General features: G+C 62.2%; 28 protein-coding genes. 21 read left to right on the top strand and 7 right to left on the bottom strand.

Annotated elements, in window-relative coordinates; genetic code table 11:
* Positions 1-75 precede the first annotated feature (75 nt).
* A complete protein-coding gene (locus AS9A_RS13375; protein WP_049793729.1) occupies positions 76-771 on the top strand; it encodes a hypothetical protein in 696 nt (231 codons plus the stop codon).
* On the opposite strand, the gene AS9A_RS22755 is transcribed toward AS9A_RS13375, so the two are convergent.
* Positions 731-1,489, bottom strand: a complete 759-nt coding sequence (locus tag AS9A_RS22755; protein WP_013807577.1) for a CPBP family intramembrane glutamic endopeptidase — start codon at positions 1,487-1,489, stop codon at positions 731-733. The two genes, AS9A_RS13375 and AS9A_RS22755, sit on opposite strands and share 41 nt — an antisense overlap.
* Before the next feature lie 91 nt (positions 1,490-1,580).
* Between AS9A_RS22755 and AS9A_RS13365 the strand changes: the two genes are divergently transcribed.
* Positions 1,581-2,129, top strand: coding sequence for a dihydrofolate reductase family protein (locus AS9A_RS13365; protein ID WP_013807576.1), 549 nt, complete (start codon positions 1,581-1,583; stop codon positions 2,127-2,129).
* A 90-nt stretch (positions 2,130-2,219) separates the two neighbouring features.
* Complete coding sequence (locus tag AS9A_RS13360; RefSeq protein ID WP_013807575.1) at positions 2,220-3,491, top strand: serine hydrolase domain-containing protein; 1,272 nt, start codon at positions 2,220-2,222, stop codon at positions 3,489-3,491.
* Between the two features lie 4 nt (positions 3,492-3,495).
* On the opposite strand, the gene AS9A_RS13355 is transcribed toward AS9A_RS13360, so the two are convergent.
* The gene (locus AS9A_RS13355; RefSeq protein WP_041451083.1) at positions 3,496-4,665 is read right to left on the bottom strand and encodes a PrnB family protein; all 1,170 of its coding nucleotides are present in this window, start codon (positions 4,663-4,665) and stop codon (positions 3,496-3,498) included.
* 81 nt (positions 4,666-4,746) lie between these two features.
* Between AS9A_RS13355 and AS9A_RS13350 the strand changes: the two genes are divergently transcribed.
* The 3 genes from AS9A_RS13350 (at position 4,747) to AS9A_RS13340 (ending at position 8,988) form a co-directional block, all read left to right on the top strand.
* Positions 4,747-5,670, top strand: a complete 924-nt coding sequence (locus tag AS9A_RS13350) for a LysR substrate-binding domain-containing protein (protein ID WP_013807573.1) — start codon at positions 4,747-4,749, stop codon at positions 5,668-5,670.
* Between the two features lie 105 nt (positions 5,671-5,775).
* A complete protein-coding gene (locus AS9A_RS13345; protein WP_013807572.1) occupies positions 5,776-7,101 on the top strand; it encodes an MFS transporter in 1,326 nt (441 codons plus the stop codon).
* A 3-nt stretch (positions 7,102-7,104) separates the two neighbouring features.
* The gene (locus AS9A_RS13340) at positions 7,105-8,988 is read left to right on the top strand and encodes an FAD-dependent monooxygenase (protein ID WP_013807571.1); all 1,884 of its coding nucleotides are present in this window, start codon (positions 7,105-7,107) and stop codon (positions 8,986-8,988) included.
* Between the two features lie 107 nt (positions 8,989-9,095).
* Here AS9A_RS13340 and AS9A_RS13335 read toward each other — a convergent pair whose 3' ends face one another.
* Together AS9A_RS13335 and AS9A_RS22750 are read right to left on the bottom strand one after the other, a co-directional pair.
* Positions 9,096-9,482, bottom strand: coding sequence for a hypothetical protein (locus AS9A_RS13335; protein ID WP_013807570.1), 387 nt, complete (start codon positions 9,480-9,482; stop codon positions 9,096-9,098).
* Complete coding sequence (locus tag AS9A_RS22750; RefSeq protein WP_013807569.1) at positions 9,475-10,101, bottom strand: DUF3558 domain-containing protein; 627 nt, start codon at positions 10,099-10,101, stop codon at positions 9,475-9,477. Before AS9A_RS22750 ends, AS9A_RS13335 begins: the two co-directional genes overlap by 8 nt.
* Before the next feature lie 127 nt (positions 10,102-10,228).
* Here AS9A_RS22750 and AS9A_RS13325 point away from each other — a divergent pair, with 127 nt between their 5' ends.
* From AS9A_RS13325 to AS9A_RS13295, 7 genes are all read left to right on the top strand, one after another.
* A complete protein-coding gene (locus AS9A_RS13325) occupies positions 10,229-10,762 on the top strand; it encodes a MarR family winged helix-turn-helix transcriptional regulator (RefSeq protein ID WP_013807568.1) in 534 nt (177 codons plus the stop codon).
* Positions 10,763-10,856: 94 nt separating this feature from the next.
* Positions 10,857-12,053, top strand: coding sequence for a homogentisate 1,2-dioxygenase (locus tag AS9A_RS13320; protein WP_013807567.1), 1,197 nt, complete (start codon positions 10,857-10,859; stop codon positions 12,051-12,053).
* Complete coding sequence (locus AS9A_RS13315) at positions 12,050-12,919, top strand: hypothetical protein (protein ID WP_322786492.1); 870 nt, start codon at positions 12,050-12,052, stop codon at positions 12,917-12,919. The genes AS9A_RS13320 and AS9A_RS13315 overlap by 4 nt, the downstream gene beginning before the upstream one ends.
* Positions 12,916-14,103, top strand: coding sequence for a fumarylacetoacetase (fahA, locus tag AS9A_RS13310; RefSeq protein WP_013807565.1), 1,188 nt, complete (start codon positions 12,916-12,918; stop codon positions 14,101-14,103). Before AS9A_RS13315 ends, fahA begins: the two co-directional genes overlap by 4 nt.
* On the top strand, positions 14,100-14,858 hold the full coding sequence (locus tag AS9A_RS13305) for a CoA transferase subunit A (protein WP_013807564.1): 759 nt from the start codon (positions 14,100-14,102) through the stop codon (positions 14,856-14,858). Before fahA ends, AS9A_RS13305 begins: the two co-directional genes overlap by 4 nt.
* Entirely contained in the window at positions 14,855-15,511 is a 657-nt protein-coding gene (locus AS9A_RS13300; protein WP_013807563.1) for a CoA transferase subunit B, read from the top strand. Before AS9A_RS13305 ends, AS9A_RS13300 begins: the two co-directional genes overlap by 4 nt.
* Before the next feature lie 74 nt (positions 15,512-15,585).
* Positions 15,586-16,680, top strand: a complete 1,095-nt coding sequence (locus AS9A_RS13295; protein ID WP_013807562.1) for a methyltransferase — start codon at positions 15,586-15,588, stop codon at positions 16,678-16,680.
* Positions 16,681-16,685: 5 nt separating this feature from the next.
* On the opposite strand, the gene AS9A_RS13290 is transcribed toward AS9A_RS13295, so the two are convergent.
* Positions 16,686-17,225, bottom strand: coding sequence for a universal stress protein (locus AS9A_RS13290; protein ID WP_013807561.1), 540 nt, complete (start codon positions 17,223-17,225; stop codon positions 16,686-16,688).
* Between the two features lie 109 nt (positions 17,226-17,334).
* A complete protein-coding gene (hppD, locus tag AS9A_RS13285; RefSeq protein WP_013807560.1) occupies positions 17,335-18,540 on the bottom strand; it encodes a 4-hydroxyphenylpyruvate dioxygenase in 1,206 nt (401 codons plus the stop codon).
* Between the two features lie 167 nt (positions 18,541-18,707).
* On the opposite strand from hppD, the gene AS9A_RS13280 reads away from it, so the two are divergent.
* The 4 genes from AS9A_RS13280 to AS9A_RS13265 all read left to right on the top strand — a co-directional run bounded on the left by AS9A_RS13280 (position 18,708) and on the right by AS9A_RS13265 (position 22,516).
* Positions 18,708-19,217 (top strand): Lrp/AsnC family transcriptional regulator, encoded by a 510-nt coding sequence (locus tag AS9A_RS13280; RefSeq protein ID WP_013807558.1) that lies wholly within the window; start codon positions 18,708-18,710, stop codon positions 19,215-19,217.
* A 167-nt stretch (positions 19,218-19,384) separates the two neighbouring features.
* On the top strand, positions 19,385-20,611 hold the full coding sequence (locus tag AS9A_RS13275; RefSeq protein ID WP_013807557.1) for a Glu/Leu/Phe/Val dehydrogenase dimerization domain-containing protein: 1,227 nt from the start codon (positions 19,385-19,387) through the stop codon (positions 20,609-20,611).
* 90 nt (positions 20,612-20,701) lie between these two features.
* Positions 20,702-22,045, top strand: coding sequence for an amino acid permease (locus tag AS9A_RS13270; protein ID WP_049793900.1), 1,344 nt, complete (start codon positions 20,702-20,704; stop codon positions 22,043-22,045).
* Between the two features lie 87 nt (positions 22,046-22,132).
* Positions 22,133-22,516: a VOC family protein gene (locus AS9A_RS13265; RefSeq protein ID WP_041451924.1), complete on the top strand. Its 384-nt coding sequence runs from the start codon at positions 22,133-22,135 to the stop codon at positions 22,514-22,516.
* 101 nt (positions 22,517-22,617) lie between these two features.
* Here the strand turns inward: AS9A_RS13265 and AS9A_RS13260 are convergent, their stop codons facing one another.
* Positions 22,618-23,031: a DoxX family protein gene (locus AS9A_RS13260; RefSeq protein ID WP_013807554.1), complete on the bottom strand. Its 414-nt coding sequence runs from the start codon at positions 23,029-23,031 to the stop codon at positions 22,618-22,620.
* 77 nt (positions 23,032-23,108) lie between these two features.
* Here AS9A_RS13260 and AS9A_RS22745 point away from each other — a divergent pair, with 77 nt between their 5' ends.
* The 4 genes from AS9A_RS22745 to AS9A_RS13245 are packed head-to-tail and all read left to right on the top strand — an operon-like array spanning position 23,109 to position 26,409.
* Positions 23,109-23,597 (top strand): DUF2231 domain-containing protein, encoded by a 489-nt coding sequence (locus AS9A_RS22745; protein ID WP_013807553.1) that lies wholly within the window; start codon positions 23,109-23,111, stop codon positions 23,595-23,597.
* A 19-nt stretch (positions 23,598-23,616) separates the two neighbouring features.
* Positions 23,617-24,804 carry a sensor histidine kinase gene (locus tag AS9A_RS13255; protein WP_041451082.1) on the top strand — a complete coding sequence of 396 codons (1,188 nt, stop codon included), beginning with the start codon at positions 23,617-23,619 and terminating at the stop codon, positions 24,802-24,804.
* The gene (locus tag AS9A_RS13250) at positions 24,797-25,846 is read left to right on the top strand and encodes a hypothetical protein (RefSeq protein WP_013807551.1); all 1,050 of its coding nucleotides are present in this window, start codon (positions 24,797-24,799) and stop codon (positions 25,844-25,846) included. Before AS9A_RS13255 ends, AS9A_RS13250 begins: the two co-directional genes overlap by 8 nt.
* 32 nt (positions 25,847-25,878) lie before the next feature.
* On the top strand, positions 25,879-26,409 hold the full coding sequence (locus AS9A_RS13245) for a hypothetical protein (protein ID WP_049793728.1): 531 nt from the start codon (positions 25,879-25,881) through the stop codon (positions 26,407-26,409).
* Positions 26,410-26,432: the final 23 nt, after the last annotated feature.

Raw genomic sequence — 26,432 nt, 5'->3', positions numbered from 1 at the left:
CCCAGATCTGTACGTTTTGCACCTGCCCATCAAACGGCATCCACTCTGGCCCGCGTCAGTCGGTACGGTATGTACATGGCGCGCCACGTCCATGCACAGTCAGTTCATGACGAGGTGCTGCCAACAAACTCGGATTGCGAACTGTTCATCGGGGGATTCTGGGGCCAGCCTGTCAATACCGCAACGAGTTTCGCGTTCGTGGTTGTCGGCGCCATCATCCTGGCTCGTTCAGCGGGCAGCCGCCGGGTACTCATCTTCGGTCTTCTCGCGATCGGGACCGGTGTCGGATCAGTGATATCGCACGGACCCGCTCCAGCGTGGGGCGAAATCGTCCACGATGCACCGCTCGTCGGAATCCTCGCGTTCGTCGCTGTCGACGCGATATCCGACCTCAGCAAGCGTGAGCTGACGTGGGTCTGGTGGGTCATCCCAACGGTTCTGGCCCTCGCCGTCAGCGAGATTGGAGAACCAGCCCGGATCGCGGCACAAACCTCAATCACCGTCCTCGCGATTGGTGCGTCGCTGCTGCGATTCGTGAAACGTCCAGCGACACGACGCACCATCCTCACCGCCGGACTGCTCCTCGGTGCCGGCGCGCTGATCGGCACGCTCTCCAGGTCGGGGATGCCGCTGTGCAATCCGGACTCACTGCTGCAGGGCCATGCGATCTGGCACGTCATGGCCGCGGCGGCGATCTGGCGACTCACGCCGGTTGTTGGGACGCGCGGTGCTATTGCAGCGCTGCCACTGAGGCGACAAGCGCGAGATTGATGCCGTTGTGGAGGAGAATCGCCGGCCAGATGCTGGCAGTGTGGACACGCACCCAGCCGAGGATCGCTCCCGTCACACCAGTGAAGAAGATCGCGCCAGGCTCCACCACCACAGTGAAAGCGTGATCGACGCTCACCCCATGGGCGATCCCGAAAAGCAAACTCGTGGCAGCCACGACCAATACTGTCTGCGGGCTCCACGTGTCGCGCGCCGCGCTAACCGCCAGCATCAATAACCCGAAGAGCACCCCACGGAAGAGCAGTTCCTCATCAAGGCCGGGGACGATTGCCTGGAAAAGGAACGTTTCGGTCGTCACCGGAACCACTGCCACAGGTCCGACAAGCAGGTGAAGTCCAAACGCGCCCAGCGTGATCGCCGCGACGGGGAACCACCAGTAGGGCGTCGGGCGGTTAAACCCCACAGCAGTGCGCACCCGGGGCCAGACACTGACAAGCGCGCACAACAGGCCGAACAGCAAGATTTTGTTCTGCCAATTCCAGATCAGTCCTGCGAAGAAGCCCACTCGGGGCAGGTGGAGAACCACGATGCTGACAAGGTAGATGAGTGCCGCACTGGCGAGCAGTCTCCCCGCATCCGGGGCCAGGGCAGGCTTGTGGCTGATACGCGCGGCCAGCCACAAGAACGGCGCAACGATCACCGCCACCGCGCACACGTGCAGCACGCCCGTCGCGACCGCCGCGAGCAGATCGTCACCCATGCTTGAGACCTCCTGGATGATGATCAACTTATCTGGCGGTTAGGGTCCGCGATCTGTTCGGGTTCACAACTGACGGTTAGGCTTGATACTCATGGCGAAGCTGCTGTACTCGGCGACGATGTCCCTCGACGGTTTCATCGCTGGCCCCGACGGTGACATGTCGTGGCTGACCGAGTACTTAGGACCGAATCCGACGATTGACGAACTCATGCCGCAAGTCGGTGCGCTCCTGGTGGGTCAGCGCACGTTCGGCGGCGACGACCCGTACAAAGGCACCGAAGCGGAAGGTGAGGCGTTCGGCGGCGGCTGGCGGGGGCCCTCCATCGTTCTTACCCACTGGCCGCCTAAAGATGATCTGCCGGAGACGATCTTTGCCAGCAGCCTCAAGGAGGCTATTCGGCTGGCGAAAGACGCAGCGGGGGACAAGTACGTCAACGTCCTCGGCGCCTCCGTGGCGAAGCAATGCCTTGCTGCGGGCGAGTTAGACGAGATCCTTGTGTGTATCGCGCCCGTCATGCTAGGGGACGGAGTCCGCCTCTACGACCTCCCAGGAGGCGGGGCCAGGGTTCGCCTCGAACGGAAAGATGTCTCCCACGCCGAGCACGCTACTAACCTGTGGTTCCGTGTGCTGAAGAGGTAGCACGGAACCGCACAACTTATTCCGAAAAACTGCACAGACTCGCCCGCGCGGGAGGATACTTTTCAACAGGCTCTGAAGAATTGAGGCGCTATGTGGTCCTTCCGTCCCGCGATAGCTGGAATAGCAGCGTTGAGTCTGGTCACTGTCGGCTGTACTGCCCAAGAAAATGGCGATGACGACGGCGCGACCGCGACCGCGACCGTACAAACGACAACGCCGAACGGTGAAACAACCGAGGCCACCGGTGAGGCGCTCCCGGAAGATCTGGGGGCCGCGCTCACGCCCGGTATCGAATCAACGATGAGCGACATGCTGATACCCGGGACGGTCGTGCTGGTCCGGGATCCTGACACCGAGTGGCTAGAAGCGTTCGGTACGCGGGCGGTCGGTGAGGACGAGCCGGTCGATACCGGCGATCATTTCCGCGTCGGATCGAACACGAAAACGATGACGGGCACAGTGATGTTGCAGCTTGTCGACGAAGGACTAATCGGCCTCGACGATCCCGTTTCGGACTACCGTCCAGACGTTCCCAACGGGGAAAACATCACCATCCGCCAGATGCTCGACATGACGAGCGGCCTCTACAACTATTCGGAACTCGAGTCGTTCAATCAGGTGCTCGACGATGACCCGGCACGCGTGTGGGAGCCTGACGAGCTTGTGGCACTCGCACTGGAGGAAGAGCCGTACTTCGAGCCGGGCGACGGGTTCCACTACTCCAACACCAACACAGTTCTCGCTGGCTTGATAATCGAGGATCTCACCGGTCAACCGCTTGAGGACGTCTTCCAGGAACGTATCTACGGCGAACTCGATATGGGCAACACTTTCTTCCCGGCGCGCGAGGATGCGAGCATCCCCGACCCGCACGCGCGGGGCTATATGTTCGGGACGAACGTGTCGACGCTTGAGAGCCCTCGGTTGCCTGACGACGAGATTGCCGCCGCCGAAGCTGGCGAGTTGCTACCCAATGACGTGACCGACATGAACCCGTCGTGGGGCTGGTCCGCAGGTGCCGCGATCTCCACGGCGGAAGACCTCGCCGACTATGTGGAAGCGCTTATCGCTGGGGAGACGCTTCTGCCGTCGTCGCTGCAGCAGGAACGTCTCGACAGCGTGACACCGATCAATCCGGATGACCCCGCGAGCCCCGGGTACGGCCTTGCGCTCGCCCAGTTCGGTCCGATGCTCGGTCATGACGGGTCGTTGCCGGGCTACCAGTCCTTCATGGGGTACGACCCTGACCGTGAACTCACCTTGATCGTGCTCTGCAATCTTCAGGATGGTCCCGAAGGGCAGGGCGGGTCAGCCAATCAGATCGCTCGCGAAATCATGAGTGTGCTGTACCCGACTGGGTAGGACGTCACCGAATCAGCCGACCCACCGTCTCATCGCGATGCTTCTTCAGGTACGGCAGAAACGGTGTGCTGCCGGTGCCGATTGTGGTGGGGTTCGCGGGGCTGGTTTGTGCCTGTTTGAAAACGTAGGTAGCCGCATATTCGAGGTGCTTTGTGCGGAACCGTTCCAGCCAGTTGAGGCACGCGTTGTACGCCTCGCGGAGCCCTTCATGGTCCCGATGTTTCTCGATGTAGGTGGCGACGGACGGGCCAGCTTCGATCTCGGTGATGAAACTGCGATGCTCCCGAGGCATGTAGTTGCGCATGTCAAGCAGGTACGGACGGAGCGGATCGTCTCCGTGGGCAACACCAAGCGCAGCGTCCAAGGCCGGGATGATTGCGCTTTGGGCACCGGTTTCGCCAGCGAACTGCTGGGGCCGTCCCGCATACATGTCGACGCCGTCATAGATGAGCCCGTCGGGCAGCGCGGGGTTGTTCTTCCAGCCATGAATGTACGGCCGCACCCGATGGTAGTAGATGTACGGATCGCAGTGTTCCGGCATTCGGTTGAGCGTCCGGTACATCCCTTCAAGCGCTGACGCGATCGCAACGAGCGCACGTTCAAGGCGGTCGGCACGATCTTCGTGGACAGCTCTTAGCGCATCAGGAATTGCGGCGAGCGCCCCACCGGCCCGCGCTTCGATGTCGACGTGGACGAGCACGAACCATTCCTCATCAATGCCTCCATGAAAGTTCTGCAGCAACACGATATTTCCGAGTGCGACCGGACCATCAGGGTCGATGCGCCGCCAGTTGTGCAAAGCGTACGACGCATACGACAGCACGGGTGGACGGCCAAGCTTCGCCGCAACGGAGTACCAGGGCCCCGCCAAAGATGCGGGCAGTCGGTACGCCGGCTGGGCGTCACCCCAGACGTACGCGTGACCGAGGAACGACAGAAGGAGCATTGCGCGTTCGAGTTCCGCGGGCGTGCGGAGCGCGCTTGCAGCGAACGGCTGAGCGGGATCGAGGAACGTCTGGACCCGCGTGGTCGCAAGAAGCTTGGGCAGTTCGCGGGCGATCTCCTCCCACGGTGTGAACTCCTCCGGCAGCCTCGTCAGGGGGTCGACGGGCGGGAGGAATCCGCGCTCGGCCGTCACACATGAGCTATCCCGGTGCTTAATAGCCTCATTCATGGTGTGCCCCCTAGCCTTGATGGCCGATGGACGTGTCCCCGCATTATCCCGCGTGATGTGCGGTACAGGTACCGTCATCTCATGGCCCGCGGTGATGGAGTACCGAGCTACACGATGCGGCAGCTTGCCGCATTTGTGGCGGTCGCGGAGACGGGCACCATCGCGGCGGCAGCGGAACGCATGCATCTATCGCAGTCGGCGCTGTCAACGTCGATCACTGATCTGGAACGGGCGCTGAACTCTCAGCTTTGCGTTCGGCGACGCGCGCACGGCGTCACTCTGACACCGACGGGGCAAGCAGTGCTGAGGCGCGCGCGAGTGCTTCTGCAGCACGCGAACGAGATTCAGGAAGACGCGGCTGGGGAGAGCGGCGGCGTTGTGGGGCCGGTCATTGTCGGGTGCTACCCCTCGCTCGGTCCGACGGTGCTGCCTTCACTGCTGCACGGGTTCACGCACCGTCACCCGCGCGCGACGGTGGAATTCCGCGAAGACAATCAGGATCGATTGCGCACTCAGATCGAGGGCGGTGAAATCGATGTTTGCATCGTATACGACCTTGGCCTCTCCCCGGAGTGGCGCACTGAGGTCCTGATGCGCCGCACACCGAGCGTCGTTCTGCCGGAAAATCATCCCCTCGCGAGCCGCACGACCCTCCGGCTCGCTGATCTCGCGGACGAGCCAATGGTTTTACTCGACGCTCCACCGAGTTCGAGCCATGCAATGGACATGTGCCGGAAGGCCGGGTTCGCACCGCGGGTCGCGTACCGGACGCGTAACTATGAAACGGCGCGCGCGTTCGTTGGGCGCGGACTTGGCTGGACACTTCTCGTCCAGCGCCCCGCGTTGGACGTCACGTACGAGGGGCTCGAGGTTGCCGTCAAAAAGGTTACGGAACCGGAGATGGAACCGGTCGCGATTGTGGTGGCGTGGCATCCCCAGTCTCTCCCGAGCCGGGTCACGCGGGCGTTCATCGAGTTCGCCCTTAAAACATATTCTTCGGCATAACCGAATTAGTTACCCGGAAACTTCCGCTTTTCAGGGGTTGTGAGCCAGCACATACTCAAAGACAGAGCTCGATGAGCTATTCACTGTCTGAAAGGCAACCCCACGATGACAACCCTTGATCGGCGCCCGCGCGTCGCCAGTACGAAAGATCCCAGGGTCGCACGCAAGGCCGCCCTCGGCAGCTTCGTCGGCACCGCGATCGAATGGTACGACTTTTTTATCTATGGCACAGCAGCGGCACTCGTGCTCGGCCCGCTGTTCTTCCCGAGCAACTCTGACGTCGCGAGCACACTCGCCGCGTTCGCCACCCTCGCGGTGGGGTTCATTGCACGCCCCATCGGCGGCATCGTCATGGGACACTTCGGGGACAAAATCGGGCGCAAATCAATGCTCGTCGTGTCACTGCTTCTGATGGGATTCGCGACCGTCGCGATCGGCCTCCTGCCCAGTTACGCGACGATCGGTGTCGCCGCCCCGATCCTCCTAGTGACCCTGCGTTTCATCCAGGGCCTCGGAGTTGGCGGTGAGTGGGGCGGTGCCGTCCTCGTTGCCACCGAGAACGCGCCAGAAGGGAAACGCGGACTCTATGGCGCGGCCCCGCAACTCGGCGTTCCCGCTGGTGTTCTCGCCGCGAACCTAGTTTTCCTCGTGCTCGCTTTCACCCTCGACGATGCTGCGTTCGAATCGTGGGGCTGGCGCGTGCCGTTCCTGTTCAGTGCGGTGCTCGTCGCCGTCGCGATGTGGATCCGGCTGAGCCTAGAAGAAAGCCCCGACTTCAAGGCCGTCAAGAACTCGGATCGTGAAGCACGCCTGCCGCTGGCTGAGGTGCTGTCGAACCACTGGCGCACCGTCCTGCTCGCGGGTGGAACCTTCATCGCCACGAACGGCATCGCCTACGCCTACATGGTGTACATCCTGCGCTACGGCGACGCCGTGCTCGGCTTCCACCGCACGACGATGCTGTTCCTTCTCATCGCTTCGTGCCCGTTCTGGATGGCTGGCATGGCGTTCAGCGCCCACAAGTCAGACCAGTACGGCCGCCGCTTCGTCTACATCCGCGCATCGATCGCACTTGTGGTGATCGCTGGGCTGTTCTTCCCCCTCATCAACACAGGTTCCATCCCTATTATGGCGTTCGCGATGATCGCAATGGGGTTCATCCTGGGTTGCTGCGCAGGCCCGCAATCGGCGCTCTTCTCGGAGCTTTTTCCCGCCCATATCCGGTACAGCGGTGCGTCCCTCGGCTACCAGGTAGGCGCGATTCTCGGTGGCGGGCTCGCTCCCATCACCGCCACGTGGCTGTACGCGCATTTCAACACGTCAGCAGCGATCACTGTGTACTTCGTCTTCCTCGCAGCGGTGAGCCTGACAAGCATTCTGCTCCTTCGCAGCCCACACGACGCACGTCTCTCCGCAGAGAAGGAAGCCTAAGCAATGTCGACCTACTATCAGCCCCGTAAGTATCCGCCGTCCAACTTCTCCTCCATGCCGGTGACCGGCCAGCCGATACCCGTCCTAGTTGTGGGTGCGGGCCCGGTGGGGATGGCAGCGGCGCTCGGCCTCGCGCAGCGCGGAATCCCCGTTACCCTCATCGAAGCCGCTGACCAGGTTTCGTTTGGTTCTCGCGCGATCTGCGTTTCGAGGCACAGCCTGGAAGTCGCGGAACGTCTCGGCTTCGGTGACGCACTGGAGCGGATCGTGCTGCCATGGGTGGGTGGGCGCAGCTTTTACCGTGATCGGGAAGTGCTGCGGTTCCAGATGCCACACCGTGACCACGATGTGCGCCCGCCAATGGTCAACGTGTCACAGTCGGAGTTCGAGCAACTCATGGTCGACGCGATCGAACAGAATCCGCTGATCACCCTTCACTGGCAGACGAGCATCGCCGGGTTCAATCAGGATTCGGATGCCGTCACGGTCCACCTCGATACCGCTTTTGGACCTCGTGGACTGCGTGCCCAGTGGGTGATCGCAGCGGACGGAGGGCGCAGCAAGACACGGGAACTCGCGGACCTGAAGCTGCAGGGCACCAGTTACACCGGTCGTTACGTGATCGCGGACATTCACTGGAAGTCGGGTCTGCCAGCTGAGCGGATGGTGTGGTTCGACGCGCCCAGCAACCCCGGGTCGACGATCATCATGCACCAGCAGCCCAATGACATTTGGCGCATCGATTACCAGCTGGATCCGAGCGAGGACGTGGACACCGAGACGCAGGAGGAACGGATCCGCGAGCGCATTGCGCGTCATCTGGCCTGGCTTGGCAACGATTCGCCGTGGACCTTGGAGTGGCACGGTTTTTACGGTGCGCGTGCCCTCGCGCTCGATAGTTTCGTGCACGGACGCGTGATATTTGCCGGTGATGCCGCGCATCTAGTGCCGATTTTTGGGGTACGCGGACTGAATTCGGGCATGGAGGATGCGGAAACGCTGTCGTGGCAACTGGCCGCTGTCGTCAATGGCACAGCGGAGCCTTCGTTGCTGGCGGCATACTCGGCTGAGCGGCGTGCTGCCTGGGAGCAGAACATCGACAACGCAGGGAAGTCGACTCTCATCATGTCGCCGGGAAGCCCTGGCTACCGCGCGACCCGTGACGCAGTTCTCGAACTCGCTACCGCGCGGCCCGAGTTCGCGCACCTCATCAATCCGCGTCAATCAAGCGCCACTCATGCGCGTCTGTCACCGTTGACCTGGCCTGTACAGGCGGGCACAGTCGGTGTGCTGCCCGGTGACCCGCTGGAGGACCGGAAGATCGGGCGCACGTCGCTGAACGAGTTGCGCGGCAACGGCTTTACGTTGCTTGGCATCGGAATCGATGATGTCGCCGCCGCTTCCCTCGCCTCATTCGCGACGGTCCTGGCCCAGCAGCTGAAACCTGAGCCTGTCACCGCGGTCGCCGTCGGTACGGAGGACCAGGGACTTAGTGAGGCTCTTGGTGCTCGGCCAGGGGAGGTTTTTGTGATCCGTCCGGATGGCCTTGTGCTCGCACGTGTGTCGTCAATGGTGCAGCTCAGCAGGATCGCTGAGCATCTGCGGGTAGGTACCGCACCGATCGGGGGTCAGGTACTGGTACACATGAGTTCAGTGCTCGCACCTGAAGAGCGGCTCCGGGAAAACGTGTGGGCAGGCCTCTCCGATGCGCTAGACCAGGTCGACGATCGCGAAGGCTTCCTCACCCGGCTTGCCATGCTGCTCGGTTCGCAAACAGGCCAGCGTGAATTCCAGGAGGCGCTGGCGATCGCTGCCGAACCGAACCCAGTAGGCGTCGACGCCGATGAACTCGTTGGCGCGGAACGGGAAGTGGGACTTGAAGCCTAGATTTACCCCGGAGGAAGATGTGTAGAGCGGTATGACTTTTTCCGGTGACGGTCAAAACGTGCAGAACACCGACGGTGTATGTACATTTTGTCCGTGCCGACAATGCGCTATGTAGGGCCGAAGGATCCCAACTGAAACGGTGCTGAGTTTGCTGCTTCGGTCGCGAGGTAGGAATCTCGCGTCGACACGAAGAACGCTTCCATTCGCTCAACAATGGCGATGTGCTGATCGAGGACGCTGACCATCTCGGCCTCCTTGTCCGCGAAGTGCTGCGCGATCGCGCGGCCCGACGGAAGCTGCCCCCAGCCGGAATTCAAGCGTTCTTGCCGGATGAACTTCTCACGTAGATTGCGCAGTTCGTCCGTGAACGCCTGGCAGTTCTGTGCGAGCTTGCCGAGCGATTCTGCCGTGCAGTGGAGTTCGCCCGCTTCAATGGAACCGATCAGGGTGCCGAAGTAGGGAATCGGACCAGTGCCGGTTGGTGTGTCACTCACTGAGGTCTCCGTGACCGAAAGCGGCGGGTAGGTAAGGTTCGAAATCGCTGAGGTAATGGGTGGCCATGCTGCACGACGTCTGGCCAGCAGGTGGTTTGTTCCGAGACGAGCCTGTGCTGAACGTCATCATGGCCATACCCGGTGCTGCGGGAATGGCGATATGGCAGCTGTCGGCTGTGTCTTTGGCCCAGCGCGCCTGCAACGCGGGACGTTCATGGATCGTTGAGGTTTCGAATTCGTGATACTCGGCATTGGCACGCCAATCCGCGAGTGTGTAAGAAGTCGATGCGATTGAAACCGAGAACCACGGATCTCGATTTGTCCACGTGCACGTTCGCCATCCTGCGTTTGGTCGCCCGAGAGTGTCCCGTTCACCACTAGCCGGATCGTGGCCAAGCGCCTCGATGACGTCGGGGGGTATCTCGACGCAGGGATGGTACGGATATTGGTACGGGTCGGTGTCGTAGTAGGGGATGCCATGCCGTTCGGAATAGGCCCGCGATGCTTCGGGCTGATACGCGGCGTCGCTCTGCTCGGAGCCCGCAGCGGGCGCAACGCACCCCGCGACCAGCACGAAGAAGGTTGCACTCAGGACAGAGAGCAGTCGGAAACGTCGCATACCTATGACCGACGCACGCGCCCCTCCCACGGTTCCAGGGAAACACCATGGTCTGGGTCACTCCGACCCGTTCCACCTGTCTCCGGTATATAGTTAGTGAGTGAATTACTTTGTGGAGGGTGGGTAAATGTCATCAGCGGATGCGCAGGAGCTCGATTTCTGGTCATACATTGAGCTTGCGAAGCGTCGCCTGGGGGAGGAGTTCGGCTTTCCGCATCCTCAGGCTACCGAGTTGCTGATGACGCTCAACCGGGCGTCGAGCGTAGTGACCTACGATCTCGAATCGGTGACGCACCGGCCACGCGGCCGCTCCTGGGCGGCCTTCCGGCTGATGCTCACGATCTGGATCGTTGGCCCTGCCGAGCCGCGTCGAATCGCTGCTTTGTCCGGTATGACCAGGGCTGCTGTGTCGAATCTGGTGAAAGCGCTCGTAGCGGAGGGGGTGGTGGACCGCTCGCGCGGCGAGGGTGACGGACGCTCGGCCCTGCTTTCACTGACGGACGCGGGTGAGCGCGAGATGCGCGATGTTTTCTCGGAGCACAACGAACGGGAGGCGGCGTGGACGGACGCATTGACGGAGGTGGAGCAGCGCCTCCTGGTGATGCTTCTCAACAAGCTCATCGCGGGTAGCCACGGGTTCGACGCCCGGGACAAGAGCTGATGGTCGGCCTCTTCCCAATGGTTCATGTGTGAGCTATCCTCTAACCATAATGATTCATGTATGAACTACTTTTGGAATCTGCTAGGAGACGAACATGGCGTTCTATCGCTCACTCGGCACCATCCCGCCGAAGCGGCACACGCAGCACCGCAACGAACAGGGCGCGCTGTACTACGAGGAGTTGATGGGCGAGGAAGGTTTCTCCTCAGATTCGTCGTTGCTGTACCACCGCAACATCCCCTCAGCCATAATCGACGCGACCGTTTGGGACCTGCCGGACCAGACAACTACGCCGAACCATCCACTTAAGCCGCGCCACCTCAAGCTCCACGACCTGTTCCCCGAAGAGGTCTGGAGCTCAACTGACGTGGTGACCGGGCGTCGCCTCATTCTGGGCAACGCGGATGTCCGCATCTCGTACGTTGTTTCCGCCACGCCGTCACCGCTCTACCGCAACGTCGTTGGCGACGAAATGGTGTATGTCGAATCCGGCAGCGCCACAGCGGAAACCGTGTTCGGAGCGCTGGAAGCGAAGGCTGGCGACTATGTCTTACTGCCGATGGCCACTACGCATCGCTGGGTGCCCAACGGCGACGAACCGCTGCGCGCGTACACGATGGAGGCCAACAGCCATATCGTGCCGCCGAAGCGTTACCTCTCTCGCTTCGGACAGTTCCTGGAGAATGCGCCCTTCTGCGAGCGGGACCTGCACGGCCCCACAGCCCCGCTAGAAGCTGAGGGAGAAGATGTTGAAGTTCTCGTGAAGCACCGCACCTCGAAAGGGATCGTGGGAACACGGTATGTAGTCCCAACCCACCCCTTCGACGTCGTCGGATGGGACGGCTGCCTGTACCCCTACACATTCAGCATCCACGACTTCGAACCCCTCACCGGCCGCATCCACCAGCCGCCGCCAGTACACCAAGCGTTCGAGGGGCATAACTTCGTGATCTGCAACTTCGTGCCCCGCAAGGTTGACTACCACCCTGACTCGATTCCCGTGCCGTACTACCACTCGAACGTCGACTCCGACGAGATCATGTTCTACTGCGGCGGCGACTACGAGGCACGGAAAGGTTCGGGCATCGCCCAAGGATCAATCTCGGTACATCCGGGCGGTCACGCACACGGGCCGCAACCTGGCGCCGTCGAACGCAGCATTGGCGTTGACTACTTCGACGAACTCGCCGTCATGGTCGACACCTTCCGTCCGCTCGAACTCGGTGAAGGCGCGCTCGCATGTGAAGACCCGGAATACGCGTGGAGCTGGGGAAGGGGACTAAAGAAGTGACTCAAAAATTCATGATTCCCGAGATCCTCAAAGGTCTGTGCGACAACGCCGCGATCTTCCCCCCGGGGTTGATGCCACTCGATGAAGCCATCCCGGCGCACAGCGACCACGAACGTGCCCCATACTCGGCACTCGTCGGACCCTTCATCATCGGCGCCGATGCGATGCCACGTCTCGGTTCGCTGCTCGCTAGTCGCAAGACCGCTCTGCCCGTCGCCGCTACAGCACCGAAAGGGCCCGGCCAGATACCGGCGATCCTGCGCGACGCTGCTGCTCTCCCTGTGGTGCTCAAAGCGATCGAGGTTGTTGCGCCCGGTTCGGTCGACGAGTTCCTAATCGACCTCTCGACAGCCCTGGCTGACTCAAATATCGATGTGTTCGTTGAGATTCCGCGCGACGATCGTCGCGAACCAATGCTCGAAGCGCTGCGCACTACACCGTATCGAGCGAAGTTCCGCACCGGCGGCATCAAACCGGAGATGCATCCCGACTCGCAAGAATTTGCTGAGGCGATCATCGCAACGGTCACAGCTGGCATCGCCTTTAAAGCCACAGCTGGGCTGCATCACGCTATCCGCAACACCGCGCACGACACGGGCTTCGAACAGCACGGGTTTCTCAACGTCCTCCTCGCTGTTGATACGGCGCTGCGCGGCGGTAGCGTCCGCCAGGTAGCCGCTGATCTCGAGCAGCGCGACGGCAGCGTCGTGGCGGTCAGGATCGCCAACCTCGACGCGCATCGAGCTGCGGCGGTTCGCGCAACGTTCGTCTCGTTCGGAACGTGCAGCATCATTGAGCCGCTCGAAGACCTCGTTGCGCTCGGCCTCGTACCCGCATCCGCTCTGACACAAGGAACTTCAGCATGACCCGCATCGCCATTCCCGCCGATTCGTTCTTCGGCAGTGAGAACCTTCCATACGGATCGTTCTCTACGAAGGACAACCCCTTGCCGAGAGTGGGTGTCCGCGTCGCGGATTCCGTCGTCGACCTTTCCGTCGCTCTCGGTGACGACGTGTTCGCCCAGCCGACGCTGAACCCCTTCATGGCCCAAGGCAGGGCCGCATGGGACAAGACACGATCCCGGATCAAAGAACTCATCGCCGAAGACATTCCCGACGCTGCCGTCCATGCGGTGAGCGACGTGACGCTGCACCTGCCCATCGAAGTAGCGGATTACGTCGACTTCTACGCATCCGAACATCACGCGTCGAACCTGGGCCGCCTGTTCCGGCCCAACGCGGAGCCGCTAATGCCGAACTGGAAGCACCTTCCGGTCGGCTATCACGGACGCTCATCCACCGTCGTGGTAACTGGGACGGACATCATCCGTCCACAGGGGCAGCGCAAAGGCCCCAACGACCCGGCACCCGTATTCGGCCCCTCCGTCCGTCTCGACATTGAAGTGGAACTCGGGTTCATCGTGGGTGTCGGATCGCGAATGGGCGAGTCGATTTCGCCAGACGAGTTCGCGGAGCACTGCTTCGGTGCCGTGATCCTCAACGACTGGTCGGCACGTGACATTCAGGCCTGGGAGTACGTGCCGCTCGGCCCGAACCTCGGGAAGAGCTTCGCGACAACTATTTCCGCTTGGGTGGTCCCTCTGGCGGCGCTCGAAGCAGCCCGTGTACCCACGCCCGTGCAAGATCCCGAACCGCTGCCGTACCTGCGGGGTAAAGAAAACTGGGGGCTCGACGTCGACCTCGAAGTGCACTGGAACGGTGACACCATCTCGCGTCCGCCCTACGCGCCGATGTACTGGTCGCCTGCACAGATGCTCGCCCACACCACAGTGAATGGTGCCTCGACCCGCACCGGTGACCTTTTCGGTTCAGGCACCATCTCCGGACCCGAGAAGAATCAAAGGGGCGCGTTCATCGAGCTGACCTGGGGCGGGGCTGAACCCGTACTCGTCAACGGTGAAGAGAGAACATTCCTGGAAGACGGAGATGAGGTCGTCATCACCGCCACCGCGCCCGGTCTGGCCGGAACTCGCATCGGATTTGGTGAGGTCGCAGGACGGATTCTGCCGTCGCGTGGAGGCGCACAATGAGCAAACTCTACCCAGATGCCGTATCCGCGGTCGCGGACATCGAGTCCGGGTCCACGCTCGCAGTCGGCGGTTTCGGACTGTGCGGGATACCTGACGCGCTGATCGAAGCGATCGCGGCAGGGGACAGCACCGAATTCGAGGTGTACTCCAACAACTGTGGTGTGGACGATTTCGGTTTAGGCATCCTCTTGAGCGCAAAGCGAATTAAACGGGTGACGGCCTCCTACGTCGGGGAAAACAAAGAATTCGCCCGGCAATACCTGGCGGGCGAACTGGAAGTCGAACTTACCCCGCAGGGCACACTCGCCGAACGGATGCGTGCGGGCGGCACCGGCATCCCCGCTTTCTACACCCCGGCGGGCGTGGGTACGCCCGTCGGGAACGGTGGAATGCCGTGGCGTTACGCGCCGGACGGCTCCATCGCGGTCGCGTCCCGCCCGAAAGAAGTCCGCGAGTTCAATGGGCGTCGCTACCTCCTTGAAGAGGCGATCAGCGCTGACTACTCGCTAGTGCACGCTGAAATCGGGGACACCTACGGCAACCTCGTGTTCAACAAGTCCGCGATGAATTTCAACCCGCTCGCCGCGATGGCAGGAAAGGTTTGCATCGCCCAGGTCGAAAATCTTGTCGATGTCGGCGAGATCGATCCGGCCACAGTGCATCTACCGGGGATCTTCGTTGACCGCCTCGTCCACGCGGGGCCTCAGACCAAACGCATCGAGAAGCGCACCATCACGCAGGAGGCTCCCGTATGACCGCTGTAGTTGCGGAGAAACTCGGCTGGACCCGCCACGAAATGGCGCAGCGTGCCGCACAAGAACTTAGCCCAGGGGAGTACGTCAACCTCGGCATCGGGCTGCCCACCTTGATCCCGAACTACCTTCCCGATGGCGTACGAGTCATCTTGCATTCGGAAAACGGCATCCTCGGGACAGGGCCGTACCCGCAAGATTCCGCTGTCGACGCAGACTTGATCAACGCGGGCAAAGAAACCGTCACCGTGAACCCGGGCGGCGCTTTCTTCGATTCGTCTCTGTCGTTCGGCATGATCCGCGGCGGCCATATCGGGACCGCTGTGCTCGGCGGCATGCAAGTGTCCGCATCCGGTGATCTCGCGAACTGGATGGTGCCAGGTGCGATGGTCAAAGGCATGGGCGGGGCGATGGACCTTGTCCACGGCGCACGCAACGTCATAGTGCTGATGGAACACGTCACCAAGAAAGGTGAGCCGAAAATCCTGCCCTCGTGCACTCTGCCGCTGACTGGGGAACGAGTCGTCAACCGGGTAATCACGGACCTCGCGGTCCTCGACGTCACTCCGTCAGGCTTGACACTCGTGGAGACTGCGCCCGGAGTGACGGCCGAACGTGTCCTCCAACTGACAGCCGCGGAAGTGAAAATGCCCTGACACCGAACTGTTTCGCCACCGTCTCCGCGCCCGCACGGTACCTTGGGCAACGAACGAGTGCCTGAGGAGAAGATATGCCTGACAGTGAGCGCCGAATGCCTCCAGCGCGACTCGTCCGGGTCGTGAACAGCGTGCGAGGAACTTTGCAGAAAGCGGCGCAGCGCATGGTGCCCGCGCCCGTTACGCTGCTAGAACTCATTACCGGCGGATGGACAGCCCAAGCACTGTACGTCGCCGCTAAGTTCGATATTGCGAGTGTCGTGGCCGATGGTCCGCGCACCGCCGACGAGATCGCGGAACGCGTGGGAACGAATCCCGACGCGACGTACCGGCTGATGCGTGCCCTCGCTACACACCGAATCTTCACCGAAGACGCACAAGGCAGGTTCGCACTGGGGCCAGCGGGAGATCCGCTGCGGAAGGACTCACCTGACACGGTGCGCGATCTCATTCTGATGTTCGGGCATCCAATCCATTGGGAGCACTGGGCGAGCCTCGACTATTCCGTGGAAACGGGCAAGCCCGCGCTCGAGAAGCTGCGCGGGATGCCGCTCTTCGAATTCACGGAGAACAACGAAGAGTTCGGGACCGTTTTCAACCGTGCGATGACGTCGACGTCGAAAATGGTCACCGCCCCGCTGCTCGCCGCGTACGACTTCTCACAGTTCGGTGTGATCGCCGATGTGGGCGGCGGCCACGGACAACTGCTGGCGGCCATCCTCAAACAGGCGCCCAACAGCCGCGGGATCCTGTTCGACCTGGAACCGGTCGTAGCGGGGGCAGACGCTGTGCTGCGCGAAGCGGGCGTCGCCGACCGCTGCACCATCGCCGGGGGATCGTTCTTCGAGGGTGTACCTGAAAACGCGGACGCCTACGTCATGAAGAACATCATTCACGACTGGGAAGACGAGAAAGCGAAACAAATCCTGAAGCATATCCGAGACGCCATGAACCCAGCCGGCAAAGTGTTGCTCATGGAATCTGTTGTGCCCAAAGGGAATGCTCCACACTTCAGTAAATGGCTTGACCTCGAAATGCTGGTCCAAGCCACCGGAAAGGAACGCACCGAGGAGCAGTACCGCACACTCCTCGCCAGCGCGGGCCTGACACTCACGCGCGTCGTCCCGACTGTCGGCCCAGGGTCGATCGTCGAGGCCGAGCGGGCCTGACTCGGCTATTCCGGAACCTTCACCGCGAGTACCGGGACCGGCGCCTCCAGAAGGACTCGGTGACTGACGTTGCCGAGCGTTGCTTTACCCACAGGGCTGCGCCTGTGCACCCCAAGGATCAGCCTCGTCACGCCCTCATGCTCGTGGATCTGACTCAAAATGACCTGCGCATGATCCCGATCCTCCGGGCCATTCCTGGTGACAATATCCACCGGCACGTCCGACGGAATCGATGAGGTGTCGACCCGGCGCGCCGCAAGGTTCAAGATCACCAGATTAGTGTGCAACTCGCGTGCTTCCCGAATTGCGGTGGCTAGCGCGTAGGCGCCCTCGTCGGTATCGGTCACTGCAACCATAATCGCCATAAAGAAACCTGCCTTATCGCGGAATTCACGAGCACGGTCGACAATACCGAAGAAATTTCTCCGGCTGTGATTCAGTGCACAATCCAGGTCATCGAGACCGCGGTTCAGTTGGAAACAGCAGAGCTTCTCCCGTGACGGGCGAGTGTTCTTCGCGGTGAGCTGACACGCAGCGGACTGCATTTGGTCTGCCCACCTCAGAGCGACAGCAATGCCAGTTGTCGCTCAGAGGCGGGCAGGCCGTATAGCCGCCCGAGAACCCCGTTCCTGCAACCCTTCCCGCGCAGCAAAGTTAGAAGTTGCCGCGTGCGGCTTGTTCCCGCTCGATCGCCTCGAAAAGGGCCTTGAAGTTGCCGATGCCAAAGCCGAGTGAACCATGGCGTTCAATGAGTTCGAAGAACACGGTCGGCCGGTCGACGAGCGGTTTGGTGAAGATCTGCAGCAGATAACCGTCCTCGTCACGGTCGACGAGGATGCCACGCTTCTGCAGCTCCTCGATCGGGACCCGTACCTCGCCGATTCGTGCGCGCAGTTCCGGGTCCTCGTAGTAGCTGTCCGGCGTGGCGAGAAACTCGATGCCCTCCGCGCGCAGCGTGTCCACAGCGGTCAGGATGTCGTTGGTGGCGAGAGCGAGGTGCTGAGCACCGGGCCCACCGTAATAGTCGAGGTATTCATCGATCTGGGAGCGCTTCTTCGCGATCGCGGGCTCATTGAGCGGGAACTTGACCCGGTGGTTGCCGTTCGACACCACCTTGCTCATCAGCGCGGAATAGTCGGTGGCGATGTCTTCTCCGACGAACTCAGCCATATTCGTGAAACCCATCACCCGGTTGTAGAAGGAGACCCACTCGTCCATTCTGCCGAGCTCAACGTTGCCGACCACGTGGTCGAGGGCCTGGAAGATTCGTTTAGGAGCACCTTCGCGCTTGGTGAAAGTCGAGGTGCGCTCCGCGTAACCGGGCAGATAGGGCCCGTTGTAGCGGGAACGGTCGACGAGGGTGTGGCGGGTGTCGCCGTAGGTGGCGATCGCGGCGAGACGGACCGTGCCGTGCTCATCTGACACATCGTGCGGTTCGGCGAGAACCGTCGCGCCCTGGGCGCGTGCATGCGCGATACAACGGTCAACATCCGGGACGGTGAGCGCGATGTCGACGACACCATCACCGTGGCGGCGGTGGTGGTCGGCGATCGGACTTGCCGGATCCACAGCTCCAGTGATGACGAATCGGACCGCTCCACTGCGCAGCACGAACGCGTGATGGTCACGGTTACCGGTCGTCGGACCTGAGTAAGCGATCAGTTCCATGCCGAAGGCGGACTGGAAGAAATGCGACGTCTGGGTGGCGTTGCCGACGGCCCACACGATCGCGTCCCAGCCGCTGACGGGAAACGGGTCGCTGCTGCCGTCGTACTCCACAAGCCCGACGAGCGTCTTGAGCTGAGCGAGGTCGAGGTCCGCAAGCTTCTCCGCGTCGGTGAGAGTCTGTTCGAGTGTCATCGGGATTGCCTTCCTTAGGCGCTGTTGCGTACGTCACTACGAAAACTGATGCGCTGAGATCTGGCAATATCGCCATAATTAGCTGGTCAGTGCGCCGACTTCTGCGCCGCGAGGACACCTTTTGATATACATTTTGACTAGCAGTCCGGCGCGGTGAAGGGAAAGTCATGAGCGCGTTCGTGAAGCTCGACGAGGTGGATTTCGCGCTGATCGACGCCTTGCACGAATACCCGCAAGCCGGGGTGCTCGAGACCTCGCGGCGGATCAGAGTCGCGCGGGCGACCGTGCAGGCGCGGCTTCGCAAGCTCGAAGAAGCAGGCGTCATCGCCAGTTACGAACCGCACCTCGATATCGCAGCCGCAGGTTTCGAGGTTCAGGCCTTCGCGGTCCTCGAAACCGCGCAGGGTGCCCTGGAGGAAGTCGCCGAGGAGTTGCGTGCCGTCCCGGGGGTGCTCGAAGCGTTCGCGACGACAGGGACGGGTGACGTGCTGTGCCGCATCGCGGCGGCGTCCCACAAAGGCCTGCAGCGCACCCTGATCGATATCGCGAAGTCCCCATTCGTTGTGCGGTCGACCAGCCTGATGGTGCTGTCGGTCATCGTCCCGTACCGGTCATTGCCACTGCTGCACACACTCGACCCTTCGCGATCAACGAAGGCCCCCGCATACCGGAAATGAACTAGTCAATCTGACTAGGAACTCGGGGGAAATCCGGCACCGTGCTGCGCAGGGTGAGAACCCCCAACGGGCGAGGTTGCGGGAGCATCGTGACCCCCGACACAGTGATGGCGCTAACAGCTAGCGCCACCTGATGGCGCACCTCACACCTCAACCCGAAGGTAGCCATGAAGCACCTGCTCACACGGTTCGAAGAGAAACCACCGGAAATCGTCTTCGAATGGCATGACACGGAAACATCCGCACGGGGCTGGACCGTGATCAACTCGCTCCGCGGAGGTGCGGCCGGCGGTGGCACCAGAATGCGCAGAGGCCTCGACCGCCGTGAGGTCGAGTCGCTCGCGAAAACCATGGAAGTGAAGTTCACCGTCGCAGGGCCTGCGATCGGCGGAGCGAAGTCCGGAATCGATTTCGATCCCACCGACCCACGCAAAGACGGCGTGCTGCGCCGCTGGTTCAAAGCGGTTGCGCCGCTGCTGAAGGCGTACTACGGGACCGGCGGCGACCTGAACGTCGACGAAAAAAACGAGGTCGTGCCCATCACCGAGAGCTACGGGTTGTGGCACCCACAGGAGGGTGTGGTCAACGGCCATTTTGCCGCTGACGACCGGGAGCGCGTCCAGCGCGTCGGACAGTTGCGCCTCGGTGTCGCCAAAGTGGTCGAGGACGCGCGCTACACGCCGGACCACAGCGCGAAGTACACCGTCGCTAATCTGATCACCGGTTGGGGTGTCGCCGAGTCTGTCCGGCACTACTACCGCGTGTATGGCGGTGACGTCACTGGCAAGCGCGTCATCGTGCAGGGCTGGGGCAATGTCGGTGCTGCCGCCGCCTACTATCTCGCGAGTGCTGGCGCGAAGATCGTCGGCATCATCGACCGTGCGGGCGGACTCCTCAAGCCGGAGGGATTCGACTTCCCCGAGATCCGCGACCTCTATCTAGCCAAGAACGGCAACCAGCTCAACGCTGCCAATGTCATCCCGTTCGAGGAGATCAATCAGCAGGTGTGGTCCATCGGTGCTGACGTGTTCTTGCCGTGCGCCGCCTCGCGTCTCGTCACACGAGACCAGCTTGATGCGCTGATCCACGCGGGACTCGAAGTTGTTTCCAGCGGTGCCAATGTGCCATTCGCGGATCCAGAGATCTTCTACGGCCCCACCTACGAGTACGCAGACAAGAGCGTCGCCGTAGTGCCGGACTTCATCGCGAACAGCGGCATGGCACGCGCGTTCGCTCTGCTCATGCAGGGTGGCATTGAAGTGTCAGACGAAGCCATCTTCGGCGACGTGTCGCGGGTGATCGGCGCCGCGCTGGAACGGTGCCACACGCGTTCCGCGCTGCCCACCGAGATCGCGGCCACAGCATTCGAAATCGCACTCGATCAGCTCGTCTGACCAGGAGAGAATACGTTGAGCACAGTAGAAACACTCAGATCACCGGCGCCGCACGGTAAACCGGCTGGCGGCCCCGTTCTGCGCCAGGCGATGAAGCCGCGTCAACTGGTCATGATGAGCCTCGGCGGCGCCATCGGCGCTGGCCTTTTCGTCGGGTCGGGCGCGGGAATCGGTGTCGCGGGACCGGCAATCCTCGTGTCGTTCATCATCGCTGGTTTCCTCGTCGTCCTTGTGATGCGGATGATGGGCGAACTTGTCGCCGCTAACCCGTCGAGCGGCGCGTTTTCCGTACACGCGGAACGCGCGATCGGGCCGGTGGCTGGCCGCACGATCGGCTGGCTGTATTGGGTGCAGGTGGTGGCCGTCATCGCGGCGGAAGCCACCGCAGCGGCAGCGATCACCACCGCGACGTTCCCCAGCATTCCTCAATGGTCTGCGGCATTCGTCTTCATGAGCGTGTTCACCGTGGTCAACCTGCTTGGAGTCGCCCGGTTCGGCGCGTTCGAGTTCTGGTTCTCCACATTGAAAATTGCTGCCGTCATCGGCTTCCTTGTGATCGGCGCGGCGCTCCTGCTGGGGTGGCTGCCGAACGTCAGTTCCCCGGGGCTCACCAACCTGATCGGGGGTGACGGATTCGCGCCCAACGGCATCACCGGCATCGCAGCAGGCCTCCTGATCGTCGTGTTCGCGTTCGGCGGCACCGAGATCATCGCCATCGCAGCGGCCGAAACATCGAACCCGCGCAGGAACATTGCCCGTGCGGTCCGCACCCTCGTGTGGCGAATTCTAGTGTTCTACGTCGGCTCAGTGTTCATCATCGTCGCTGTCATGCCATGGGATTCACCAGCGCTGTCGAGCGGTCCGTTCGTTGCGGTCCTCGAGGTGGCGAAGGTGCCCGGTGCTGCTGCGCTCATGGCCTTCGTGATCGTGGTCGCGCTGCTGTCGTCTTTGAACGCGATGCTGTTCAGTGCGTCCCGCATGATTTATTCGCTCGCGGAACGGGGTGGGGCACCTTCCGCGTTCGCTGCTGTGACGCGCAACGGTGTGCCCCGCAACGCCGTACTCGCCTCGGTGGCCTTCGGCTTTGTGACAGTTTTCTTGAACTATGTTGCCCCGGATAAGGTTCTGCCGCTGCTGCTGAACGCTGTCGGCTCCACCATCCTTGTTCTGTGGACGTACGTGACGGTGTCTCAGATCCGGTTGCGCCGCAAAGCGGAGCGCAACGGAACGGCGTCGCAGCTGCCGCTGAAGATGTGGGCGTTCCCGTACCTCTCGTACTTCACACTGGCGATGCTCGGCTCGGTGGCCGTTCTCGCATTGTTCGACCCCGCTGCCCGCAACCAGCTGATGGCGACCGCGGTGCTGACGAGCGCGATCGCCGTGTGGTGTTGGCTTTCCCTCAAACGGGAGCAGAACCAGCTGCTGGAGGTCTAGCAGTATAGGTGGGTCCGCGATGAGGTTTCGTGTCCCGGATGGTCAATACGAGTGGAAGCGATTCTGCACACCAAAGGAGACGAACTCATGGGAACACCGAAGCTCGACAGCATGCTGCTCGCGAGCAGCGAACCAGCGCGGCTGCGTGACTTCTATGCGAAGGCGTTCGGAGTCACCGCCGAAACCTCACCGGACGGGGGCTACCAGGTCCTGAATTTCGGCGGGTTCTACGTGCTGATCGACTCACGCGATGACGTGGGGGAGAAGAACCTCGAACCGGGCCGGATGATCCTCAATTTCGATGTGGAGGATGCACAGGCCGTCGCTGACCAGCTGACCGCGGCAGGCGCGCAGTGGCTGGCTGAACTGGAGGACCGCGAGGGCAGCTTCTTCGGCACCGCGATCGATCCCGACGGCAACTATGTGCAGATTATTCAGCTGAGTGAGGCGGATAGGGCTGCGATGAGCTGAGGGGGATGAGCTGACTGGGAGCCCTACCCTTCATTGATGAGCATGTGCAAAACGTACAGACCCGGCGACGGACTGTACGTTTTGCCCGCTCTCACAAACCACTACACCACCCCGGAGCGCCCCCGCGCTTTCATTGCCTCAGTGACCATGGGGATCTGAAGTGGCAGCCTGGCAACAACACCAACTTTGCCTGCCGTGGGGATCTTGTCGCTGCGCAGCCAATCGATCGCCATCTGGACGTTCGCGGGAAACACCGCGATAAAAAGCAGAAGCGCGAGTGTCGCGCCTGTCCTTCGCGTTCGCGGATCGAGCAGTGACGCACCGATAGCAAGTTCCGCGACACCAGAGGCGTAGGTGTAGCCACGCGCGTCACCTGGCAAATACTTGGGCACGATCGCGTCGAACAGCTTGGGCGTGACGAAATGCATCGTGCCTGCACCGAGGAGCAGAACTGCGAGCCGCAGAGCTGCCGCTCGACTGCGAGGCGTAGCAGCTGAGGAACCTGGAGGCGTCATGCCTACACAATGCCATCAGGCTGGGTGTCCGCGTCGGGTACGTTTGAAGCAACAAACCGGACATCCGGAGGGTTGCTGTGTTCGATCAAGTCTTTGACCTGCCGCTGCACCCGCTCGTGGTGCACGCCGCCGTCGTCTTCATTCCGCTCGCTGGCCTTCTCGGTGTCCTCCTCGTGGTACCGCGCACTCGATCGTGGGCCCGGCTGCCGCTGCTGCTAGTTTCCCTCGCTGCCGCAGCGTCCGCGTTCGTCGCGCGGGAAAGCGGCCAAAGCCTCCTCATCGCGATCAGCGCCACGGCGCCCCCAGAAGAGTTGCGAGTCGCCGCCGAGCACGAGCAAGACGGTGACCGGCTGTTCTACATCACCGTCGCTTACGCATTGGTAGCGGTGATCGCGTACATCGTTTCGGCGCCGGGCAAGACGCTGTACCGCGGGGCGCTGGGGATCGTGCTTTCGGTGTTGCTCGTGTTGGGTGCGGGGGCACTGATCGTGCAGTCTGTCATCGCAGGTCACAGCGGCGCGACAGCAGTGTGGAACCACGACGGGACAATTGACTACAGCACGTGACGGGATAGAGTCCCCCTTCATGCCGATGTTCCAGGGAAGAGCGCGGGAATCCACCGCGGTGGACCGTACGACGGTTGTGCTGGGTCTCGCGCTCGGCATCGCGGGTATCGCGTTCATCGGTATCGAATACCCGTCGGTGCTCAGCCAGTGGTCAGACAATCCGCTGTGGTGGCTCATCCCTGCCGTGTTCGTCGTGCCCGGTATGTACTGCGCGATGATCGTGGCGGCGTTACGACGCTCCGCGCGCGGCGTGCGGGCCCTGTGCGCCGTGTACCCGTTGTGCTTCCTCCCGATCGCGCTCACCATCCCGATCGCGTTCGAGTATCGGGAACTCGCACCGATGCACAATCCGTGGCCGCTGCTCGTCGGATCAGGAACGATCATCGCGGCGTCGTTCGTCATCCCGATGCGCGGCATTATTGCGCTGGCCGCCTGCTACTCGGGCATCCACTCGGTTGCGACATATTGGGCGCAATACGACGTCACATACGGGTGGGCGCTGCGCGAAGGCGTGTCGATCGCGATGATAGGGGTCATTTTCGCGGCAGTCGTGAGAAGCGTCGTGAACAACGCGCGGACCATCGATCATGCGACGCTTGAACTGCGTGAAGCAGCGCTGCGCCGCGCCAGGACATCGGCGATATGGCAAGAACGCGAACGCGTCGATGCACTCATTCACGACACAGTGGTGTCGACGTTCGTTTCTGCGTGCAACCACGCGCCGCTCGAGTCCGTCAAGGAATCGGCGCGCCAGAGCCGAGACACTCTGGATGGCCTCGCATTCGTCGACGACACGGAAAGGTCTGTCGATGCCCTAGAGTTCACCGCCCGCCTCCGCCAGGTCGTCACCGACATCAGCGACGACATTTCCACCGAACACCACAACCACGCAGGCGACGCCACCTATCCGATCGAGGTCGCACGGATGTTCCAGGAAGTGATCGCCGAAGCAGCCCGCAACAGCGTCAGGCACGCCGGTCTCCACGCGCAGCGCGCCCTCAGGAAAGAACTGTTCCCCGATTCGATTCGAGTAACGATGGCGGACGACGGCTCGGGTTTTGATCCCGAGACAGTGCCGCCGCTCCGGCTTGGCCTCAACACTGGCATGCGTGCGCGGGTGGCACATGTGCCGGGCGCGTCCATCACCATCGACAGTGAAGTCGGGCGGGGCACCACCGTGACAGTGAGGTGGCAGCGCGATGAGTGACCGTCGCACCGGCGCCCGTCCGTTCGCTGACACACCGACTCTGGTAGGGCTGCGCACTCGCGGCGCGATCATCATCGCTGTCGCGTGGACGATCACCGAGGCGTTGCGCGCGACCGTCACAGATGCGGCCGGACGCGAGCCTGGCTGGTGGGGGGTATCCATCGCTGTCATCGCCGTCGCCACCGGATTGCTGCTGCGCGCGTCACGCGATCCGGTGCCGCTGCGGGCATCGCTCGCGATCGCGATTCTCCCTGCTGTCGCGGCGGTCGCGAACATCGCGATGATGGGCCAGCCCAGCGGGTTCGGTCTCTACGCTGCGTGGACGTGGCCGACGGGAACCATCATCATGTGTTTCCTTGTCCTGCGCGGGCGGCCCATACTCGCGTGGGTAGGTGAGGTGCTGCTCAGTTCGGTGATCTTGTGGTGGTGGAACCAGGCACCCGTGGCGTCCAACGTCACCGAAGCGTGGCAGGAATGCTGGTGGAATATCAGCTTTCTCGGCACCTGCACGGTGCTCGGAGTGGCAATGCGGTATCAGGTGGGAATCATCAACGAACTCCGTGACACCACCGCGTCAGTGGGCGTGGACCAGGCGCTCGCGGAAGCCCGCACCGCGGAACGGGACCGGCAGCTCGTGTATCTCAACGCGACCGCGCGGCCCCTTCTGGAGAAGATCCTGCAGGCGGAGACGCTCAGCGACGCTGACCTCACCGAGATCGCTCTCGTCGAGGCGCAACTACGCGACCGCATCCGGGCACGTGGTCTCGCGTCCGAGTCCTTGCTCGACGCGGCTCGGGACGCGCGCGCCCGTGGGGCTACCGTCGTACTCCTCGACGATGGCGCGCTGGACGGCCTTTCGGAGCCGGATCGTGAAGCCGCTCAATCGAGGATCGCGAAGGCGCTGCACACCGAACTTGATCGGGCAACCGCGGACTCGACCGTCACCGCCCGGATTCTGCCGCCCGGCCGTCCAACGCTCGCGACGGTGCTGAGGTTGTCGGCGCATGGCGTTCGGCGACACGAAATCGGTGCGGAGCGATAGAATCCTAGAGCCATCGACGAATGGAGCAGCTAATGCGTCGAATCATCACGCGTTGCGTGCTAGCTGGGGCTTTGGCGGTGTCCGTGACAACGGCCGCCATAGTCGGTGCAGCTCCAGTGCTCGCACAACCCAGTTTCGGCCCGGCGTGCACGATCAATGCCGGTAATCCCGCAGCCACCGTGAACGATCTGAGGTTCGGATGCAGTGACGCGCAATATGAAGCGCTGTTCCGTTCGCTCTCACCGGGTTCGGTCCCCGCGAACGTGACCGCGCAAGGCTACGTGCGAAACAACCCGGCTGCGGAACTGGTGTGGCAGGGCAAAGTGTTCGGCAGTGGGACAGTGCAGAATCGGGTGCTGGGCCAGCAGGTCTTCCCAGCGTCAGTGTATGTGGGGCCGTCGTATACGGATGGCGCCCCGGCAGTGATCATCGACTATGCGGGCGGGCCGCTAGGGTTCATCCGCGATGAGATCCGTGAGGTCCAGCCCGGCGTGTACGCAGGCTACGTGTATGAGCACTCCGGGACGCCGCAGCGAGTCGCTGCTTTTGTTCTCGCGCTGTGAGAACCGGCTGGCGAAGCCGGTCG

Origin of the sequence: Hoyosella subflava DQS3-9A1 (assembly GCF_000214175.1) — a bacterium.
Taxonomy (GTDB): domain Bacteria; phylum Actinomycetota; class Actinomycetes; order Mycobacteriales; family Mycobacteriaceae; genus Hoyosella; species Hoyosella subflava.
This window is presented reverse-complemented; position numbering and strand designations above follow the sequence as displayed.